Below are 19,550 nucleotides of genomic sequence, written 5' to 3' on the forward strand. Positions count from 1 at the left end.
TCATGCGCGGGATGTGCGCGCGGGTGCGGGCGGCGGGCGCTGTGACCGCGCTGGCGGTAGCCGTGGTGAGCCCCGCACTGGCCGCACCGGCCGCGCCGGCCGCACCGGCCGTTAAACCCGCGCTGGCAGGGCCGACTGCTTCTAACGCCCTGGTGGCGCCGGCCGCCGCACCCGCCGCTGTGACGGCACCGAAGGGGGCCGCCCCCTCCCTGCGGCCGCCGGAGGGTCCGACGCTGGCCCGCATCCGGGACACCGGCGTGATCGTGATGGGCTATCGCCCGGCCTCCCTGCCGTTTTCCTATCTGGACGCCCAGCTTAAACCGATCGGCTACACCGTCGAGTTGTGCGACCGCGTGATCCAGGCTCTGCGGGTGCGCCTGAACCTGCCGGACCTGGAAGTGCGCCGCGTGGCGGTCGGTTCCGCGACGCGGCTGCCCATGGTCACCAACGGCACGCTGGACCTGGAATGCGGCATTACCACCAACACGGCGGAGCGGGCTCGCAGCCAGGCCTTCTCGCTGACCATCTTCGTGGCCGAGACGCGCCTGATGACGCGCAACGGGGAGCGGGTGCAGAGCTTGTCGGAACTGCGGGGCAAGCCGGTGGTGAGCACCATCGGCACCACCAGCATCCAGCATCTGGCGGCGGTCAATGAGCAGCAGCAGCTGGGCATCCGCATCGTTGCGGGCCTGGACGATCCGGACGCCTTCCAGCTGCTGCGCAGCGGCCGGGCAGAAGCCTTCCTGATGGACGATGTGCTGCTGCGCAGCCTGCTGGCCCAGCAGGGCGCGGCGGTGTCGGCCCGGGACTATGTGGTGTCGGACCGCGGCCTGACGGTCGAGCCCTATGCCATTGGCCTGAACCGCGACGACCCAGCCTTCAAGGCGATGGTCGATGAGACCCTGGCGGGTCTGTACCGCAGCGGCGAGATCTTCAACATCTACAGGCGCTGGTTTGAGGCGCCTTTGCCGAACTCAGGGGTCAATCTCCAGTTGCCCATGAGCGCTGCATTGCGTCGCGTGATTGCCCAGCCCACCGATTCGCCGGACCCGGCCCGCTATCGCTGAAGCCGACGGCGCAGCAACGCGCGCAGCGGACGTGCCCAGCGGGACACCACGGCCCGCAGCCGTCTGCGGCGCTGCGCACGGGCCGCAGGCGCGTAGGCCTCGCTGCCCAGCACCCGCACCTCCACTTCGGTGCCGCCCTCTGGTCGGTTGCGCAAGCGCAGGCTGCCATGCAGGCGCCGGGCGCGCTCGAACATGCCCTTGATGCCGTGGTGGCCGGGTCGCCCGTCCGGGCCGATGAACTCCGGCGGCACGCCGCGTCCGTCGTCAACGATGCGCAGGGTCATCCTGCGCGGCTCAAAGTGAAGCCATAGCCCCAATTGCGAGGCGCCCGCATGCCGCAGCGCATTGCTCAGTGCTTCGCGGGCGATCATCAGCAGTTCGTCCTGCACGGTGGGTCGCAAGGCCCGCTCGACACCCTGCACATCGATCTGCACTGCCACCCGCCCATCGCTGTGCGCGGCTGCGGCGGCGGCCAGATCTTCGCTCAGCGGCCCGGCATGGCTGCGCAGGTCGGACACGCGGTCGCGGGCGGCCAGCAGCAGCCGCTCCGCATTGCCAAGAGCTCGCTCCAGCCGGTCGTTGAGCTCCGGTTCCTTCACCCGACGCACCACGCCGTTGAATTGCAGCACCAGCCCCTGCACCCCCTGCAGCAGGGTGTCGTGCAGCTCCCGGGCGATCCGCTCGCGTTCCCGCAGCCGCTCCTCCATGCGCCACCGCACCTGCCGGGCAATCGCCCGGGTGCGCATCCGGTATGCCGCCCAGGCCAGCAGCAGCACCAGGGCCACGAGGCCCCATACGAAAGACCGCGTCTGGGTCCAGGTCGGTTCGATCTGAAACTCCAGCGTCGCCCCGCGGGTGTCCCAGACGCCATCCCCATTGGCGGAGATGACCTGGAAGCGGTAGCTGCCCGGGCCCAGATTGGCATAGGTGGCCTCGCGGACATTGCCCGCTTCGTGCCAGTCCGGATCCACCCCTTCGAGCCGGTAGCGGAAACGGGCCCGGTCGGCCGCAGCCAGGGTGATGGCGGTGTAGCTCAGCGTCACATGGCGGGTGCCCGCCGGCAGCACCAGGCCCGGGTCGGGACGGAAAAGCTGCTCGCCGCTGCGAAGCGCATGGATCTCGGTCAGCGGCGGCTGGTTGTTGCGCGGGACGCTGGCCGGGTCCAGCCAGGCCACCCCGCGGTTGGTGGCAAACCAGAGCCGGCCGCGATGGTCCCGCAGCGCGGTGGGCACCATCGACGCCTGCAGTGCAATGCCGGGCAGGCCGTCGCGGCGGTCGAACAGCCGGTAGTTCAGCGGCGTGTTCGGCCGCTCGGCAAAGGCGCGCAGGTCCTCCGCCCGCACCTGCACCACCCCGCGTCCGCCGTTGAGCCACACATCGCCGGACAAGGATTCAACGATGCCGGTCACGTGGCCATAGACCGCATCCATGCTTTGGGTCAGGGTGGTGAATCGGCGGCCATCAAAGAAGGCGACGCCGTTTTCGCCCGCGACGACCAGGCGTCGGTCGGTCATGCTGATGGCGGTGGCGCGCCCGATGGCGAGGCCGTCCTGTTGCGTCCAGCGGGTGAGGGTGTCGTCGCTCCAGCGCAGCACCTCGTCCTCATGGGCCATCCACAGGGCGCCGTCCGGTCCGACCGTCATGGCCTGCGGAGCCTTCAGTTCCCGAAGACGCGGGTCCAGGCGCACGCCGTCGGGGCGGGCCAGGTACAGGCCCTGATCCTCCACGGAGATCCAGATCCCGCTGCCCCCATCCGGCCACGCGGCCAGCACGGCGCCCTGACGCATGGCCTCCGGCATCGGCAGCTCGCGCGTGGCATGGGCGTCGCGGCGCAGGAGACGGCCTTGCGTCATCCACCACACGGCACCGTCCGCAGCGCGGAGCGCATCGCGGGTGGGCACCGGGCCGGGCCATTCGCGCGGCGGGGTCGGCGGGTCCACCTCGACGGCCGTCTGGGCGTTCGCCACCAGCATGCCGTCGCCGTGCGGGACCATGACGAAGCCGCTCAGCGAGGCGCCGGCGAGGTCGGGCAGGTCCTGCAGCCGGGTGCGCTGGAAGCTGGCCAGGCCGTTGTTGCTGCCCACCCAGACCGTGCCTTCACGGTCCTCGATCACCGGCACGACCACCGGCGAGCTCAGGCCCTGCTCCCGCTCGAAGCGCTGAGGACGGTCCTGCGGGGTGACGGCGCGGCCCGTGGGGATGGCGGCAGCGGCCGGCAGGCGCCACACGCCAGACCCAGCGACGGTCAGCCAGACCGAGCCGTCCCGGGCAAACAGCATCTGCTTGGCGGTGGCAAAGGCGGGCGGGGCCTTGGGTGTGGGTGCAGGTGCGGGTGCGGGTGCGGGCGGCGCATCGGTGGAGGGGGGCGCTTCGGTCAAGTCCGGCAAGGGGCGGGTGCCCTGCAGGCCTTCGCTCAGCCACAGGCGACCATCCAGGTCCTCCGCAACGACCGCGCTGCGGGCCAGCGGGACCCCTGGATCCCGGAAGCGCCGTTCACCGGGCAGCAGGAACAGCAGGCGCCGCGACGTACAGACCCACAGCACCCCGCGGCGGTCCACGTAGACGTAATCCACCGCCGGGTCCTGGAAACCCCAGTCGGCGCCCACCGTGCGCCAGTGGCCGTCCAGGAAGCGGGCCAGGCCGGTACCGGCGGCCGCCCAGAGGGCGCCGTCGCCGGTCTGCGCGAAATGCAGGATGCGGCCGTTGGGCAGCCCGTCCCGGACGCTGAACGCCTGCACATGCCCGTCATGCAGCCGCGCGGCACCGCCGCCGTAGAAGCCCAGCCAGATGTCGCCATCGGGCATCAGCTTCAGCGCATTGATGTTGGTCGAGGGCAGGCGTTGACCTTCCCGCACCGGATACGGCGCGAAGCGCAGGCCATCGAAGCGGAACAGGCCCATGCCGGTGCCCAGCCACAGCAGGCCGTTGGGGCCTTGCTCCAGGGTCCAGATGTCGGCGGGCGCGCCGTCATTCACGGCCAGGGGGGTGAAGGCGTAGTCCCGGATGCCGGCGGCCGCAGGCATCGGCGAAGCGCCAGCGAGAGGCCGCGCAGCGTCCGCAGTGCCCGCAGGCACCGCGATCGCCGCCAACGCGCTCGCCAGCAGCACGGCGCCGAGCGCCACGCGCCCAGTGCGGAGGAGCGCGCGCGGCCAGGGGTCGGGGAGCAAGAAGCGGAAACGCATGGATGGCAGGGCGGACGGCCAGTATGCCACCCGGGCCGCGCCGGCCTGTGACGCGTGGGCGGCATGACGCTTGCCAGTCTTTGGCATCGGGACCGGGCCGGCAGTTCGCTGGCACTGGCCCGCCTTCATCGTCATCAAGGAGACTGCAATGAACGATTCCAAACCGCGTGATGCCAATCTGGATCCGATCACCAAAGCCCCGGGCGCCCATCCCGTCGGCACCGGCGTGGGGGCTGCCGTGGGTGGCATGGCGGCCGGGGCGGCGGTGGGGACCGTGGCAGGCCCGCTGGGGACGGCGGTAGGAGCGGCCGTGGGTGCGGTGGTCGGCGGCCTGGCCGGCAAGGGCGTGGCGGAGTCCATCGACCCGACGGCCGAAGAGGCCTATTGGAAGGACAACTACGCCCAGCGCCCGTACATCGAACCGGGCACGACCTACGACGATTACGGCCCGGCCTATGCCTATGGCGTGGACGCGTTCAGCCGGTATCCCGACCGTGAGTTCGAGGATTTCGAAAGCGAACTGCACCGGGACTGGGGCGGCCAGCGCCACAGCTCGTCGTTGGAGTGGGACCGTGCCCGTCCTGCCGCGCGGGATGCGTGGCAGCGGGTGAAGGAAAACTCTGGCATGCCACCATCCACACGCTGATCGGTCGCTGATCGTTCGCTGACCGGTCGCTGACCCGTCACCGACGCGCATCGTGAAACCGGCGGGGCGAAGGTCCCGCCGGTTTCATTGTTTCCGGCTCAAGGGTGGCGCTGCGGAACGCTCATGACCCTGCGGACGCCGCCTCCGACGCAGGGGCCGCCGGTTCAGCCGGTTCAAACAGCTGGGCCGGGTCTTGCGCGGGGGACTCGTCTCGCTGCGTGTCCACGTTCTGGAGCATCTCGGCGCCCTTGTCCAGGTCCCGCACTTCTTCCTTGTCCAGGAAAGCGGTCACCGTGACCGGGAAAAAGATCACCACCGCCACCAGCAGCAGTTGCATCAACACCCAGGGGATCGAGCCCAGGTAGATGTCCTTGGACTCCACCTTGCGCGGCAGAGCGCCGCTCTTGAACAGCGAGTCCGCAATGCCCCGCAGATAGAACAGCGCAAATCCGAACGGCGGATGCATGAAGCTGGTCTGCATGTTCACGCAGAGCATGACGCCGAACCACACCAGGTCGATGCCCATCTTCTGCGCGACCGGAGCCAGCAGCGGCAAGATGATGAAGGCGATCTCGAAGAAGTCGAGGAAGAAGGCCAGGAAGAAAATGAAGATGTTGACCGCGATCAGGAAGCCGATCTGGCCGCCGGGCAACTGCGACAGCTGATGCTCGATCCAGACGCCGCCTTCCACCCCATGGAAGACCAGGGAAAAGATGCGCGAGCCGATCAGGATGAACACCACCATCGCGGTGATGCGCATGGTCCCCTGCATGGCCTCTCGCAGCAGCGGCCAGTTCAGGCGCCCATGCAGGGCGGCCAGGATGAAGGCACCGACCGCGCCCATCGCACCGGCCTCGGTTGGCGTGCAGATGGCGGTGTTCACGCCCGGCAGCCCACCCATGGAGCCCAGCACCGCAAAGATCAGCACCGCCGACGGCACGATGCCGCGCAGGCATTTGCGCCAGAGCGCCCATCCCTGGAGCGTGCGGGCCGTCTTGGGCACGCCCGGCACATGATGCGGCTTGAAGCGGGCCAGCAGGAAGGTGTAGAGCGCAAAGATCAGCACCTGCAGCAGGGACGGGCCCCAGGCGCCCTTGTACATGTCTCCCACCGGCCGTCCGAGCTGGTCGGCCAGCACCACCAGCACCAGGGACGGCGGCACCAGTTGCGTGATGGTGCCCGACGCGGCCAGCACACCGGTGGCGTAGCGCATGTGGTAGCCGTAGCGCATCATCACCGGCAGCGAGATCATCGCCATGGCGATGACCTGTCCGGCCACGGTGCCGGTGATGGCGCCCAGGATGAATCCCACGATGATCACCGAGTAGCCCAGCCCGCCGCGGATCGGGCCGAACAACTGGCCCATGGAATCGAGCATGTCCTCGGCCAGGCCGCACTTTTCCAGCACCGCGCCCATCAGGGTGAAAAACGGGATGGCCAGCAGCAGGTCGTTGGACAGAATGCCCAGCACATTCTGCGGCACGGCAGACAGGAACTCCGGCGGGAACCAGCCCTGGCTCAAGGCATAGAGCCCGCAGCCCAGCCCCAGCGCGGCCAGGGAAAAGGCCACCGGGAAGCCGATCAGCATGATGACGATCAGCCCCGCGAACATCAGCGGGGGGAACCACTCCATCGGGATCATTGCAGCGGCCTCTCGTAATGGGTGTCCATCTCGAGGCGGTGACCCAGCCAGGCGATGCGCTTGATCAGTTCCGACAAGCCTTGCAGCGACAGCATGCCAAAGCCCAGCGGCAGCATGGCGGCGACCGGCCAGCGCATCAGCCCGCCGGCATTGCCGGAGCTTTCACCGCTGCTGAGCAGCTTCCAGACGTAGCCGGGCAGGCCCAGCGTCTGAACGCTGTCTTCCGGCCGCATGCCGGTGGTCAGCTTGACCAGGAAAAAGTCCCAGGACACCCAGGTGGCCCAGCAAACCACCGGCAGCAAAAACACCAGCAGGCCGAAGGTGTCCACCAGCACCTTGCTGCGACCGGAGAGCCGGCTGTAGATCAGGTCCACCCGGACATGTTCATTGAGCCGCAGGGCCTGGGCAGCGCCCAGCATGACGCAGGCGGCGAACAAGTACCACTGGATTTCGAGGAAGGCGTTGGAGCTGTAGTTCAGGCCGTAGCGGACCACCGCATTGGTGGCGCTGATGAGGCAGGACAGCAGAACGGCCCAGGCAGCGAAGATGCTGAAGCGATCGTTCAGTCGGTCGATGCCTCTGGTGAGGGCAAGCAGGGCGGTCATCAAGGCGGGTCAGTCTCCGGACGGACCCTCGTGAGTGGGGTCCTGCTGTGACCGTGAACCGGTCATGCGGAGACTGTAGCCAGGGTCGGGGAGGGCGCGAAGTCATTCGGGCCCGGCTGAGGGAAAGTCCTCCCCTCGGTGACCTGGGTGCGCGGGCCCTGATCGGACCCGCGGCGGATCACAACTGCGTCGCGGCGGCGAACAGCTTGGTGGCGCGTGCGCCGGAGCGGCAGAAGGCGAGCACCGGCGTGGGCAACTCGTCGATCAGCTGGCGCATGGCCTGGATTTCTTCAGGGGACTGGTAGCCCCCCTGGACCGGCAGATAGCGGTAGGCCAGCCCGGCCGCTTCGGCCGCGGCCTGCATCTGCGCGCTGGTGGGCTGGTCCGGGCCGCCTTCGAAGTCCGGGCGGTTGTTGATCACGCTCTTGAAACCGGCCTGCGCCAGTGCGGGCATGACCTCCGGGGTGATCTGCGGAGCAACGCAGAAGTCCTGCGTCAGTTGTTGCACGGTCAGTTCCATGGAGACTCCTGAAGAAGGAAGGGCCGGGCCAGGTGTCGGAGCGGCGTCGGACCCAGGCCCGGACTTGGATCAGCCGGCCAGTGCCGCCTTCACCGCGGCGGACACCAGACCCATGTCGGCCTTGCCGGCCAGTTGCGTCTTGACGGCGCCCATGACCTTGCCCATGTCGCCAGGGCCCTTGGCGCCCAGCTCGGCCACGATGGCGGCCACGGCGGCCTGGATCTCTTCAGCGCTCAGGCGCTGCGGCAGGTAGGCTTCCAGCACCTTGACCTCCGCGGTCTCCTTGTCGGCCAGGTCCTGGCGACCGGCGGCGCTGAACTGGCTGATGGCGTCCTTGCGCTGCTTGATCAGCTTGTCCACGATGCCGACCAGCATCACGTCGTCCACCTCGACCCGCTCGTCCACTTCCTTTTGCTTGACGGCGGCCAGCAGCATGCGGATGGTGCCCAGACGCTCACTGTCCTTGGCACGCATGGCGGTCTTCATGTCTTCGGTGATTTGTTCTTTGAGGCTCATGGGCATCTCTCCGTTGGAATCATGAAACAAAAAAGCCCGCGGCAGCGTCCTGCGCGGGCTTCTTGTGCTGTTCTGGCCGTGAAGCGCCACCGGGGTGGGGCTTCGGAGCCGGAAGCGACTGAGGCGGGCTGACGGAATGGACGCGTCAGCGGCGCTCGATCAGTACAGCTTCTTGGGCAGCTGCATGCTGCGCACGCGCTTGTAGTGGCGCTTCACCGCGGCGGCCTTCTTGCGCTTGCGCTCGGCGGTCGGCTTTTCGTAGAACTCGCGGGCGCGCAGCTCGGTGAGCAGGCCCAGCTTTTCAATGGTGCGCTTGAAGCGGCGCAGGGCCACGTCGAACGGCTCGTTTTCTTTGACGCGAATGGTGGTCATGAAAAAAGAATTCCTTCAAATAGCGCTCGGTGTTCGCAAGGATCGCTGCCAAAGCAGTTGATTCAGGGACTGAATGAGCTGTCTTTGGCTGGGCTCTCGAAGCGGGGTATCCGGATTCCGCTTCCGAATCGACGCGCAGGGTTTGCCAGCAAAGACGCGGATTCTAGCCTTATTTTTTGAGGCTGACCAACAAACCAGTGAAAACGTGTCGCGGCCGCCTTGTGAAATATCGCGGAGCAGCACGGGAGGAGCTGTCCAAAGCGGGCCGAACCCGGCACAAGGGCACATTTGGGGGAGGAAGCCCCCCCGCGCTGCGGGTGGCGACCCGGCCGCTGCCCGAGATGGGAGATGGTATCGTGCCGATTCCTTCTGGTGGCATCTTCGGGCGACCGTAGTATCAAACGTTCGCAGGGCATTCACGGCGTGATCGAGTGCTCGCACGGGGCGCCTTCTTGCCCCTGGGGGTCACGCTAGGATGCGGAGCCCCAAGCTTAGGGGGAGTCAAGGGCGATTGCAGCCTTGGGCTCTTGCCCCGGTTCGTTCAGGGCATCTACATTCAGTCATCCACCATTCGACCGCCAGGCCCATCCTGGCCCGGCCCGTCCCATGGAATTTTCTGCCGCTGCGTCCCCTGCGCCAGCCAGTTTTGAAGCTTGGCTTGCCACCCTCGGGGCGCCCCAGGCGCCGGTGGCCGCCGCCCTGCTGAGCCTGATGGAGCCGACCGGGGCCTGCCTCACCATCAAGTCCATGGCGACCGGACGTTATGTCTTCGCCAGCCCGGGCATGGCGGAGCTGCTGGGCCGCGCCGAAGACGGTGTGGTCGGCAACACCGACAACGAGTTGATGCGCGTCGATGAAATGCAGGCCATGCGCCGGGCCGAGCAGGCCACGCTGGCCCAGCGCAGCGTCGTGAGCTCGGAGCACCGCCTGGAGCTGGGCGGGCGGCGTCGCGAGGTCACCGTCACCCGCATCCCGCTGGGCACGGACCACCTGATGGCGCTGTGGAGCGACAAGACCGAGGAGCGTCATCGCGAATCCCACCTGCAGCGGGCCTTGCAGCAACTCGAGCAGCAGCAAAAGGCGCTGGAGCAGATGCGCCGCGAACTGCAGCAGGGCAGTGGACGAGACGATGTGTCGGGCCTCTACATGCGCGCCCAGTTTGACGACCAGCTGCTGCGCGAGATCGATCTCTCCACCCGCGAACACCGCGAGTTCACTCTGGTGCTGATTGCGCTGGATGCGCAGCCGGCCAGCGACGGCGAGCCGCTGAGTGCGGAAGCCCGTACCCGGTTGCTGGAAGGGCTGGGCCGCATGCTGCGGGCCAACACCCGTGCGATGGATGCGGCCTGCCGCATTGGCGAGGACATGTTCGCGGTGCTGCTGTCCGGCGTGGGGCTGGCGACCGCCCATGCGCGCATGGAGCAACTGCGCCGTCAGTGCCATGCACAGATCGTGGTGCTGCACGGCCAGGACCTGGGCCTGTCCCTGTCCATGGGGGTGGCCAGCTTCCCGCATACCGCGTCGCGGCAGGAGGAATTGCTGCAGGCTGCGGAGATGGCGGTGAATGAAGCGCAGCGCCGTGGCGGCAATCAGGTGGTGCTGGCGTCGATCCCGTTCGGACTCGGCGGCTGATCCGGCAAGATGTCTGGCGGGCCGACCGCCACGACTGGCTGGGTCGGCACCCCTCGATAGGCCGCCGCGAGACGGCTCCCGCGCCCGATGGACTCAGGCCAGCAGGCGCTGGACGTGCGCCCACTCCTCGGGCGTCACCGGCGTGATCGACAACCGATTGCCCGGCTGCAGCGTCCGCATGCCCGCCAGCAGCGGATCTGCTTTCATCTCCGCCAGCGACAGCAGCCGCGTCTTGCGCAGGAAGCGCACGTCCACATGCACCCAGCGCGGGGATTGTTTGATCGACTTCGCGTCGTAGTAGGGGCTGGACGGGTCGAACTGCGTCGCGTCGGGATACGCCGCGCTGCTGACTTCCGCGAAGCCCGCGATGCCGGGCTGCGGGCAGGACGAGTGATAGAACAGCACGCCATCGCCGATGCGCATCGCATCCCGCATGAAGTTGCGCGCCTGGTAGTTGCGCACGCCGGTCCAGGGGAGGGTGCCGGCGGCTTCGAGATGGTCGATGGAGGCTTCGTCCGGTTCGGACTTCATCAGCCAGTATTGCGGGGTGGCCGAAGAATGCGCTGGAGGGTGCGTCATGAAGAGTAAGAGGTGTCCACAGCGAACCGTGAGTCGCATTCCTGAACCCTAGGGGTACAGGTGGGCGAGGTCAGCAAAGCTTCGGGTTCATCTGACGCGAGACGCTCACACCAGCCTTGCAATGTTCCAAGCCCTTGCTCGCGAAAGCATCGGTTCAAGGAAATATAAAACTCACGCGAACGCGGTGGACAGGGAAGATTCTACGCCGGTGTGGACCGCTCAAAGCAGTTGCCCATCTTGAGCAAGGGCTTCATCGATCCGCTTCAACAAGACGTCAATTTCGGGTAGGACTTCTGCGGAGATTTCCGTGCTGGCCGAGAGCGGGGCATTCGATGCTGCCGGAAGGCCGGACGACGCTGCAGCAGCACCGCCCGACTCGGAAGCGGCTGCCAGTGCTGCCGCATCGCTCAGCGAGAAAGCCAGGTTCAGTGCAGCCAGCACCGCAATGCGTTCACGGGCCTTGATCTTGCCGGAGTCGCGGATGGCGCACATTTCCTTGTCCACCCGCGCAACCGCCTTGGTCAGGGCCGCTTCACCGCCCTCGGGGCAGCCCAGCAGGTAGCTCTGGCCCATGATGGTGACTTCCATTTGCTTCATGTGCCGCTCTTTTGCGAGTCAGAGGATTCGAGGGGCAGGCGGTCCAGCAGTGCATCCACCCGGGCCCGTGCGGCGGCCAGGCGCGAGCGCAGGCTGTCACGCTCCACCGTCAGGGCCTGCACCTGTTCCTGCAGCAGCGCATTGGTCCGCGTGAGCTCTTCATGGCGCACAAGCAGGCGCTCCACACGATCGACAAGGTCGTTCAGGCTGGGCATGGTGGCAGGAGTCCGTCAGATAAATCGGTGTGGCGTCGCGGCCACCCAAAGATTGTAGGCGTCGTGGTGCGGGCGCAAGGCTCAACGGGCCCCAGCCAGGGGGGCGCTGTCACATTCGGAAACGACTGCGCACCGCTCGCACAGCGGGCGGCGCGCCTGGCAGACATAACGGCCATGCAAGATCAGCCAGTGGTGGGCATCCACCAGGAATTCGGCCGGCACCCGCGCCAGCAGTTGCTGCTCGACTTCCAGGACGTTTTTCCCGGGCGCCAGGCCCGTGCGATTGCTGACGCGGAAGATGTGCGTGTCCACCGCCATGGTGGCTTCGCCGAAGGCCACATTGAGCACCACATTGGCGGTCTTGCGGCCGACGCCGGGCAGGGCTTCCAGCGCTTCCCGGCTGCGTGGCACCTGGCCGCCGTGTTGTTCCACCAGGATGCGGCAGGTGGCGTACAGGTTGCGCGCCTTGGTCTTGTAGAGGCCAATGGTCTTGATGAACTCGGCCAGCCGCTCTTCGCCCAGGTCCAGCATCTTCTGCGGCGTATTGGCCACCACGAAGAGTCGCCGGGTGGCCTTGTTCACGCCCACATCGGTCGCCTGCGCCGACAGCAGCACGGCGGCCAGCAGCTCAAACACGCTGGCGTATTCAAGCTCCGTCTGCGGGGACGGATTGGCCCGGCGCAGGGTTTCAAAAAAGGTCTGGATCTGCTGACGGTTCATGGCCGATGCCTCTTCAGGCGCCGCGCTTGGCGCGTGCGCGGGCCAGGGCGGCTTCGATCACCGCGCGCTTGCGGTCCAGTTGCACCGGGTCGGTCAGCCGGGAGGCTTCCTCCAGATGCTCCAGCTTGTGCTGGGCCTTGGCTTCCAGCGCCAGGGCCTGTTCCTGCTGCTGGCGTGCGGTTCGCACTTCATGGGCGCGGTAGCGGGTGCGGGCGGTGTCCGCTTGCGCCGGGCTCCAGGCGTCCCAACCGGTGCGGCCGGGGGTGACGTCCTTGAGTGAAATGCAGTCCACCGGACAGACGGGAATGCACAGCTCGCAGCCGGTGCAGTCTTCTTCCAGCACGACATGCATCTGCTTGTTGCTGCCCAAAATGGCATCTACCGGGCAGGCCTTGATGCAGAGCGTGCAGCCAATGCACCAGTCCTCGTCAATCACCGCCAGGCGCAGCGGGCCTTCCACGCCGTGTTCCGGGTTGAGCGGGACCACCGGCTGGCCGGTGACGGCCGCCAGGCGGCGGATGCCCTCGGCGCCGCCAGGCGGGCACTGGTTGATCGCCGCCTCGCCGTGGGCGATGGCGTGCGCATACGAATGGCAGTCGGGATAGCCGCAGCGCGTGCACTGCGTCTGCGGCAAGGCCTGGTCCAGTTGATGGACCAGGGCCTGCAGGGCTTGGGAATTCACTCGGTCGTCTGGCGCTGGCGGCTGGTCTTGGCGGACGAGCGCCGGGGCGCGGCTGTCTGATGCAACGGGGCTGCATCGTACTTGGCAATGAAGTCGCGCACGGTCGGATAGACCTTCTCGCGCCAGCGGCGGCCCGAGAAAATGCCGTAGTGGCCGGCGCCGATGGCGTCGTAGTGGTTCTGATGCTCCGGCGCAATGCCGCTGCACAGCTCATGCGCGGCCTTGGTCTGGCCCGCGCCGGAGATGTCGTCCAGCTCGCCTTCCACCGTCAGCAGGGCGGTCTCTTGGATGTCCTGCGGGCGCACCAGCTGGCCCGCCACCTCCCAGGTGCCGTTCACCAGCGCAAAGTCCTGGAAGACGGTGCGGATGGTGTCCAGGTAGTACTCGGCCGGCATGTCCAGCACCGCGTTGTACTCGTCGTAGAAACGGCGGTGGGACTCGGCGCTGTCGTCATCGCCGCGCACCAGGTCCAGGAAGTAGTCGTAATGGGAGGTGAGGTGGCGGTCCGGATTCATCGCCACGAAGCCGGTGTGCTGCAGGAAGCCGGGGTAGACGCGGCGGCCTTCGCCCGGATAGTTGGTCGGCACGCGGTGGATGACGTTGTTCTCGAACCAGCTGTAGCTCTTGTTCATCGCCAGGTTGTTGACCGCGGTGGGGCTGCGACGGGCGTCGATGGGGCCGCCCATCATGGTCATCGAGCGAGGCGTGGTCTCGCCGTTGCTGGCCATCAGCGAAATGGCCGCCAGCACCGGGACGGTGGGCTGGCAGACGGAGATGACGTGGCAATCCGTGCCCACATGCCGGATGAACTCCTGCACGTAGAAGATGTAGTCGTCGAGGTGGAAGGCCCCCTGGTCCAGCGGGACCATGCGGGCGTCGGTCCAGTCGGTGATATACACCTTGTGGTCCTTGAGCAGCTGCCGCACCGTGTCGCGCAGCAGCGTGGCATGGTGGCCGGAGAGTGGGGCCACCACCAGCACCGTGGGCTGCGACTTCATCTTGGCCAGCACGGCTTCGTCGTCGCTGTATCGCTTGAAGCGCACCAGGCGGCAGAACGGTTTTTCCAGCGCCACCAGTTCCTGCACGGCCACGTCCACCCCGTCGACCTGGACGGACGGGATGTTGAAGGCGGGCTTTTCGTATTCCTTGGCCAGCCGGTGCATCAGGTCCAGGCCTGCGGACAGGCGCTGGGAGGCCGGCATGTGCGAGAAGGGCGACAGCGGATGGCTGTAGAGCTTGGCAGCGGCGCTCGCGAATTCGGCGAACGGACTCATCAGCGCGCGCTGGGTTTCATAGAGCTGGTAAAGCATCTGGCGACCCCTACGGAAAAGCGGTGGACCTGGAGCAAGCGCCCCGCGGATTGTGCAATGCAGCAATTCTAGGGCGGCGAGGCGTTCAGTGTCCGCCGCGAATGCGACATCCGCGCAGCGATGAGGCCGGTGCAACCCGAACGGACAGGGTTTTCGTCACGTAAGTGGGGGAGACGTGCAGGGCGTGAGGGGACGGACAGGCCATGCGCCGGGTTGGGGCGTCAGTCTGGCGTCAGCCTTGGAAGGTTGTGGAAAAGGGCCGACCCGCGCTGGCGGATCGGCCCTTGTGCCTTGCCGTTCATGCCGCTTGGGGCGGCAGCGCTGGCAAGTTCGATGTGGGCAAGGGAAGCGGATCAGGCCTTCTTGACGGCGGCAATGGCGGCCGCCACGGCCTTGATGTTCTTGCTGTTGAGTGCAGCCACGCAGATCCGGCCCGAGTCCACGCCGTACACGCCGAATTCGCTGCGCAGGCGCTGCATCTGTTCCACGCTCAGCCCCGAATAGCTGAACATGCCCTTCTGGCGGGTGACGAAGCTCAGGTCTTCAGTGATGCCCGCGGCCTTGAGCTCCTGCACCAGCGCTTCACGCATCTGGCGGATGCGCACGCGCATGCCGCCCAGCTCTTCCTCCCACTGCGCCCGCAGGGCGGGCGTGGACAGCACCGTGGCCACCACCTGGGCGCCATGAGTGGGCGGGTTGGAGTAGTTGGTGCGGATGACGATCTTGAGCTGGCTCAGCACCTTGGTGGTTTCTTCGGCAGTGCTGCAAACCACGCTCAGGGCGCCCACGCGCTCGCCATACAGCGAGAAGCTCTTGGAGAAGCTGGTGGACACGAAGAAGTCCAGGCCGGCCGCCAGGAACTGGCGGATGACCGCGCCATCTTCGGCGATGCCCTCGCCAAAGCCCTGATAGGCCATGTCCAGGAAGGGCACCAGGCCCGCGGTCTTGACGGCTTCCACCACCTGTTCCCACTGGGCGCTGGTCAGGTCGTAGCCGGTGGGGTTGTGGCAGCAGGCATGCAGCACGACGATGGTGCCGGCCGGGGCGGCCTTGAGCGCGGCCAGCATGCCGTCGAAGTGGATGCCGCGGTTGGCGGCGTCGTAGTAGGGATAGGTCTCGACGGTGAAGCCGGCGTTGGTGAACAGCGCGCGGTGGTTTTCCCAGGACGGGTCGGAGATCAGCACCTTGGCCGACGGATTGAGCCGCTTGAGGAAGTCCGCGCCGACCTTCAGGCCGCCGGTGCCGCCCAGCGCCTGGACGGTGGCCACGCGCTTGTTCTTCACCACGTCCGAGTCGGCGCCGAACACCAGGCCCTGCACCGCCTGGTCATAGGCGGCGATGCCGTCGATGGGCAAATAGCCGCGGGCCTTGGGGGCGGCCAGCATCTGCGCCTCGGCGGCGGCCACGCAGGCCAGCAGGGGCAACTTGCCGTTGTCGTCGTAGTAGACACCCACGCCCAGATTCACCTTGTTGGGATTGGGGTCGGCATTGAATTGCTCGTTCAGCCCCAGGATGGGGTCGCGGGGGGCCATGGCGACGGCGGCGAACAGGGACATGGAGATTTCCTGACAGGTGTCCTGACACTACGTTGGCACGAGGGGCGGCGAGAATGTGCGGCGCCACCCGGCCAACCAGTCACAGGTGCAAGTTGACGGGCAAGTTGACGGACATGTTGACGGGTTTGCTACGCTGTACCGTTGGTTGCCCAACGCAGCTTGCCGATTGTAGGCAGGGAACGGGCGTTGCCCAGGGATTACCCGATGAGTCGTACCACTGTTGCCAAGACCCTTGCAGCCGCCCGCGGCGGCGCCGCTTCATCGTCCGAAGCCCATGCCCTCGGGCAGGGCGAGGGTGCGGCCGGCGCCGGCAGCGAGCCGCCGAAGGGCGAATTCGTTGCTTTCGAAGGCTCTCCCTTCCAGCTGTTCCAGCCTTACCCGCCGGCCGGCGACCAGCCCACGGCCATCCAGCAACTGGTCGAGGGGGTCCAGGACGGGCTGAGCTTCCAGACCCTGCTGGGCGTGACCGGGTCGGGCAAGACCTTCACCATGGCCAACACCATTGCCCGCCTGGGGCGGCCGGCCATCGTGTTCGCGCCCAACAAGACGCTGGCGGCGCAGCTCTACAGCGAGTTCCGGGAATTCTTTCCGAAGAATGCGGTGGAGTATTTCGTCAGCTACTACGACTACTACCAGCCCGAAGCCTATGTGCCGCAGCGCGATCTCTTCATCGAGAAGGACAGCGCCATCAACGAGCAGATCGAGCAGTTGCGCCTGTCCTGCACCAAGAGCCTGCTGGAGCGGCGGGATGTGGTGATCGTGGCGTCGGTGTCGGCCATCTACGGTATCGGCAACCCGAGCGACTACCACCAGATGGTCATGACGCTGCGGGTGGGGGACAAGCTGGGCCAGCGGGACGTGATCGCCCAGCTCGCCCGCATGCAGTACACCCGCAACGAAACCGAATTCACCCGGGGCCACTTCCGCGTGCGCGGGGACACCATTGACGTCTTCCCGGCGGAGCATTCCGAACTGGCCCTGCGCATCGAGCTGTTCGATGACGAGGTGGACGGCCTGCAGCTGTTCGATCCGCTCACCGGCCACATCCGGCAGAAGATTCCTCGCTTCACCGTCTACCCGTCCAGCCACTACGTGACCCCGCGGGACCGGGTGGTGGCGGCCATGGAGACCATCAAGGAAGAGCTGCGCGAGCGTGTGGCCTTCTTCGTCAAGGAAGGCAAGCTGGTGGAGGCGCAGCGGCTGGAGCAGCGCACCCGGTTCGACCTGGAAATGCTGCAGGAGGTGGGCCACTGCAAGGGCATCGAGAACTACACCCGGCATCTGTCCGGCGCCGCGCCGGGCGAGCCGCCGCCCACGCTGGTGGACTATCTGCCGCCCGATGCGCTGATGTTCCTGGACGAAAGCCATGTGCTGATCGGCCAGTTCGGTGCCATGTACAACGGCGACCGGGCCCGCAAGACCACGCTGGTGGAATACGGATTCCGACTGCCCTCGGCCATGGACAACCGCCCGCTGAAGTTCGAGGAATACGAGCGCAAGATGCGCCAGGCCATCTTCGTCTCGGCCACGCCGGGCGACTATGAGAAGCGACAGGCCGGGCAGGTGGTGGAGCAGGTGGTGCGTCCGACGGGTCTGGTCGATCCGGTGGTGGAAGTGCGCCCGGCGGTCCACCAGGTGGACGATGTGCTGCAGGAGATCCGCGACCGCGTCGAGATCAACGAGCGGGTGCTGATCACCACGCTGACCAAGCGCATGGCCGAGCAGTTGACCGAATACCTGAGCGACAACGGCGTGAAGGTGCGCTACCTGCACTCGGACGTGGACACGGTCGAGCGGGTGGAGATCCTGCGCGACCTGCGCCTGGGTACCTTCGACGTGCTGGTGGGCATCAACCTGCTGCGGGAGGGCCTGGACATTCCGGAGGTCTCGCTGGTGGCCATCCTGGATGCCGACAAGGAAGGTTTCCTGCGCGCCGAACGCAGCCTGATCCAGACCATCGGGCGCGCCGCGCGGAATGTGAACGGCAAGGCCATTTTGTATGCCGACCGCATCACCGAGTCCATGCGTAAGGCCATCGGGGAGACGGAACGCCGCCGGGCCAAGCAGATCGAATTCAATGCGGCCAACGGCATCACGCCGCGTGGGGTCTTCAAGCGCATCAAGGAACTGATCGAGGGCGTCTACAGCGACAAGCCGGGCCGCGACGATGTCAAGCTGATCGAGCAGGTGGCCGAGGTCGAGGCCATGAGCGAGAAGGATCTCAGCCGCCGCATCACCCAGCTGGAAAAGCAGATGCTGGAGCATGCGCGCAACCTCGAGTTCGAGAAGGCGGCGCGGCTGCGGGATCAGCTGTCCCAGCTCAAGGAGCAGGCCTTTGGCGCGGCGGTGCACGACAACGTCGTGCCCATCACCAGCGCGAAGGGCTGAGTGGCGCCCCCCTTCATTCAAGTCGGTTCGGCCCGAAGTTCGAGTTATTGACCCCTACGGGGCGAAGCGCGAGCATCCTGCTCATGCAAACACGCCTCACCACCCTCGAAACCAAGTGGGACACGGTCGTCCCCACTCTGGCAACCCGTGAAGACCTGCTCGCCCTCGAAGGCCGACTTCGAGACGACATGCAGCACCGGTTCATCGACCTTCAGCGCTGGATGGACTCTGCGCTCCAGCGATGGGTGCTGATCGCTTTGGCGGTCATGTCCATCGGCGGCGGCGCGGGTCTGGTGCTGACCAAGCGATGGACCGGCCCTGTGTCGTCCCCGATGTCGCTGTCCGTGGAGCAGCCCGCTGATACCTCGCAGCCTGCACCTGCACCTGCACCTGCGGACGTGGCGGCAGGGGCAGGGCTCGTCGTGCCGCAGGCCGACGCCGCAGCCGGTCAGGACGCCGAAAACCCTGCCTGACCAAGGGTTGATGGCAGCCCTGATGTCCCTGGAGAGCGGGGGGCGGCCCAAAGGGGAGGCCCCGTTCCCGCTGGAGGGCGTGGGCGTGGGCGTGGCCTCTCGTGCCCCCTAGCGGAAATTGTCCCCGTACGCACACGCTGAAACGGGCCACCCCGCCGCCGCCCTGGGGTAAGCCCGGCAAGAATCTCCTTAACCTAGTAGAATGCTCGGACATAGCAGGGGGTTAACCCTGCTGCGTGAGTCAGTCCGGACGTCCCGGGCTGTTGCCTCAGGTCCTGATGCCTTCATCGGCCAAGGAGAAGTTCGATGCGTCTCACCACCAAAGGTCGTTTTGCTGTCACCGCGATGATTGATCTGGCGCTGCGTGAAAACAGCGGCCCGGTCGCGCTGGCGGCGATCAGCCAACGCCAACAGATTTCGCTGTCCTACCTGGAGCAGCTGTTCGGCAAGCTGCGCCGCCACCAACTGGTGGAAAGCACCCGTGGTCCTGGCGGCGGTTACTCCCTGGGTCGTCGCTCCGACGAGATCACCGTGGCCGACATCATCGTCGCGGTGGATGAACCCATCGATGCCACCGGCTGCGGCGGCAAGGAAAACTGCATGGGCGACGACACCGGCCGGTGCATCACCCATGACCTGTGGACCGCCCTGAACAACAAGATGATCGAGTACCTCGACTCGGTCACCCTGCGCAAGCTGGTGGATGACCAACTGGCCAAGGGCGTCACCGTGGAAGAAGCGCCCATCAAGCGAGCCATCTCCACCACGCCGGTCGTCAAGCCGATCCGCATCACCGCCCCCAATTCCGTGTTCGCCCTGGGCAACGCCCTGAGCAAGTAAAAGCCACA

The 19,550-nt window shown here is 66.8% G+C and carries 19 protein-coding genes and 1 other RNA gene; 6 read left to right on the top strand and 14 right to left on the bottom strand.

The annotated features are described in order from the left end of the window. Positions 1–2 precede the first annotated feature (2 nt). Positions 3–1,067: an amino acid ABC transporter substrate-binding protein gene (locus tag DES44_RS09575; RefSeq protein ID WP_147307034.1), complete on the top strand. Its 1,065-nt coding sequence runs from the start codon at positions 3–5 to the stop codon at positions 1,065–1,067. Here the strand turns inward: DES44_RS09575 and DES44_RS09580 are convergent. After that, positions 1,058–4,090: a ligand-binding sensor domain-containing protein gene (locus DES44_RS09580; RefSeq protein ID WP_211326930.1), complete on the bottom strand. Its 3,033-nt coding sequence runs from the start codon at positions 4,088–4,090 to the stop codon at positions 1,058–1,060. The two genes, DES44_RS09575 and DES44_RS09580, sit on opposite strands and share 10 nt — an antisense overlap. Positions 4,091–4,397: 307 nt before the next feature. On the opposite strand from DES44_RS09580, the gene DES44_RS09585 reads away from it, so the two are divergent. Then, complete coding sequence (locus DES44_RS09585; RefSeq protein ID WP_058934747.1) at positions 4,398–4,895, top strand: hypothetical protein; 498 nt, start codon at positions 4,398–4,400, stop codon at positions 4,893–4,895. Between the two features lie 121 nt (positions 4,896–5,016). Here DES44_RS09585 and DES44_RS09590 read toward each other — a convergent pair whose 3' ends face one another. The 5 genes from DES44_RS09590 to rpsU form a co-directional block, all read right to left on the bottom strand. Then, on the bottom strand, positions 5,017–6,534 hold the full coding sequence (locus tag DES44_RS09590; RefSeq protein WP_058937351.1) for a TRAP transporter large permease: 1,518 nt from the start codon (positions 6,532–6,534) through the stop codon (positions 5,017–5,019). Continuing rightward, the gene (locus tag DES44_RS09595; protein WP_058934748.1) at positions 6,534–7,142 is read right to left on the bottom strand and encodes a TRAP transporter small permease subunit; all 609 of its coding nucleotides are present in this window, start codon (positions 7,140–7,142) and stop codon (positions 6,534–6,536) included. Before DES44_RS09595 ends, DES44_RS09590 begins: the two co-directional genes overlap by 1 nt. 178 nt (positions 7,143–7,320) lie before the next feature. Next, positions 7,321–7,662 carry a protein tyrosine phosphatase family protein gene (locus DES44_RS09600; RefSeq protein WP_058934749.1) on the bottom strand — a complete coding sequence of 114 codons (342 nt, stop codon included), beginning with the start codon at positions 7,660–7,662 and terminating at the stop codon, positions 7,321–7,323. A 69-nt stretch (positions 7,663–7,731) separates the two neighbouring features. Next, positions 7,732–8,178, bottom strand: a complete 447-nt coding sequence (locus DES44_RS09605; protein ID WP_058937352.1) for a GatB/YqeY domain-containing protein — start codon at positions 8,176–8,178, stop codon at positions 7,732–7,734. 159 nt (positions 8,179–8,337) lie between these two features. Continuing rightward, positions 8,338–8,550 carry a 30S ribosomal protein S21 gene (gene rpsU / locus DES44_RS09610; protein WP_012346814.1) on the bottom strand — a complete coding sequence of 71 codons (213 nt, stop codon included), beginning with the start codon at positions 8,548–8,550 and terminating at the stop codon, positions 8,338–8,340. Between the two features lie 606 nt (positions 8,551–9,156). Between rpsU and DES44_RS09615 the strand changes: the two genes are divergently transcribed. Next, complete coding sequence (locus DES44_RS09615) at positions 9,157–10,182, top strand: GGDEF domain-containing protein (RefSeq protein WP_083525513.1); 1,026 nt, start codon at positions 9,157–9,159, stop codon at positions 10,180–10,182. Between the two features lie 93 nt (positions 10,183–10,275). On the opposite strand, the gene DES44_RS09620 is transcribed toward DES44_RS09615, so the two are convergent. The 8 genes from DES44_RS09620 to DES44_RS09655 all read right to left on the bottom strand — a co-directional run bounded on the left by DES44_RS09620 (position 10,276) and on the right by DES44_RS09655 (position 15,841). Further along, the gene (locus tag DES44_RS09620) at positions 10,276–10,761 is read right to left on the bottom strand and encodes an EVE domain-containing protein (protein ID WP_058934750.1); all 486 of its coding nucleotides are present in this window, start codon (positions 10,759–10,761) and stop codon (positions 10,276–10,278) included. Between the two features lie 12 nt (positions 10,762–10,773). Continuing rightward, positions 10,774–10,952, bottom strand: a non-coding RNA gene (gene ssrS / locus DES44_RS09625) — 6S RNA. Between the two features lie 28 nt (positions 10,953–10,980). Beyond that, on the bottom strand, positions 10,981–11,358 hold the full coding sequence (locus tag DES44_RS09630; RefSeq protein WP_058934751.1) for a cell division protein ZapA: 378 nt from the start codon (positions 11,356–11,358) through the stop codon (positions 10,981–10,983). Further along, positions 11,355–11,573 carry a cell division protein ZapB gene (locus DES44_RS09635; protein ID WP_058934752.1) on the bottom strand — a complete coding sequence of 73 codons (219 nt, stop codon included), beginning with the start codon at positions 11,571–11,573 and terminating at the stop codon, positions 11,355–11,357. Before DES44_RS09635 ends, DES44_RS09630 begins: the two co-directional genes overlap by 4 nt. Positions 11,574–11,654: 81 nt before the next feature. Further along, positions 11,655–12,293, bottom strand: coding sequence for an endonuclease III (gene nth / locus DES44_RS09640; RefSeq protein ID WP_058934753.1), 639 nt, complete (start codon positions 12,291–12,293; stop codon positions 11,655–11,657). Positions 12,294–12,306: 13 nt separating this feature from the next. After that, entirely contained in the window at positions 12,307–12,975 is a 669-nt protein-coding gene (gene rsxB, locus DES44_RS09645) for an electron transport complex subunit RsxB (protein ID WP_232309981.1), read from the bottom strand. Next, on the bottom strand, positions 12,972–14,285 hold the full coding sequence (locus tag DES44_RS09650; RefSeq protein ID WP_058934754.1) for a polyhydroxyalkanoate depolymerase: 1,314 nt from the start codon (positions 14,283–14,285) through the stop codon (positions 12,972–12,974). The genes rsxB and DES44_RS09650 overlap by 4 nt, the downstream gene beginning before the upstream one ends. 353 nt (positions 14,286–14,638) lie before the next feature. Further along, the gene (locus DES44_RS09655; RefSeq protein ID WP_058934755.1) at positions 14,639–15,841 is read right to left on the bottom strand and encodes an amino acid aminotransferase; all 1,203 of its coding nucleotides are present in this window, start codon (positions 15,839–15,841) and stop codon (positions 14,639–14,641) included. A gap of 204 nt (positions 15,842–16,045) precedes the next feature. Here DES44_RS09655 and uvrB point away from each other — a divergent pair, with 204 nt between their 5' ends. From uvrB to DES44_RS09670, 3 genes are all read left to right on the top strand, one after another. Then, positions 16,046–18,229, top strand: a complete 2,184-nt coding sequence (gene uvrB, locus DES44_RS09660; RefSeq protein ID WP_083525514.1) for an excinuclease ABC subunit UvrB — start codon at positions 16,046–16,048, stop codon at positions 18,227–18,229. A gap of 83 nt (positions 18,230–18,312) precedes the next feature. Further along, positions 18,313–18,702, top strand: coding sequence for a hypothetical protein (locus tag DES44_RS09665; RefSeq protein ID WP_058934756.1), 390 nt, complete (start codon positions 18,313–18,315; stop codon positions 18,700–18,702). 306 nt (positions 18,703–19,008) lie between these two features. Next, positions 19,009–19,542, top strand: coding sequence for a Fe-S cluster assembly transcription factor (locus DES44_RS09670; protein ID WP_058934757.1), 534 nt, complete (start codon positions 19,009–19,011; stop codon positions 19,540–19,542). Positions 19,543–19,550 lie beyond the last annotated feature (8 nt).

Source organism: Roseateles depolymerans, assembly GCF_003387155.1.
In the GTDB taxonomy this organism is placed as follows: Bacteria; Pseudomonadota; Gammaproteobacteria; order Burkholderiales; family Burkholderiaceae_C; genus Roseateles; species Roseateles depolymerans.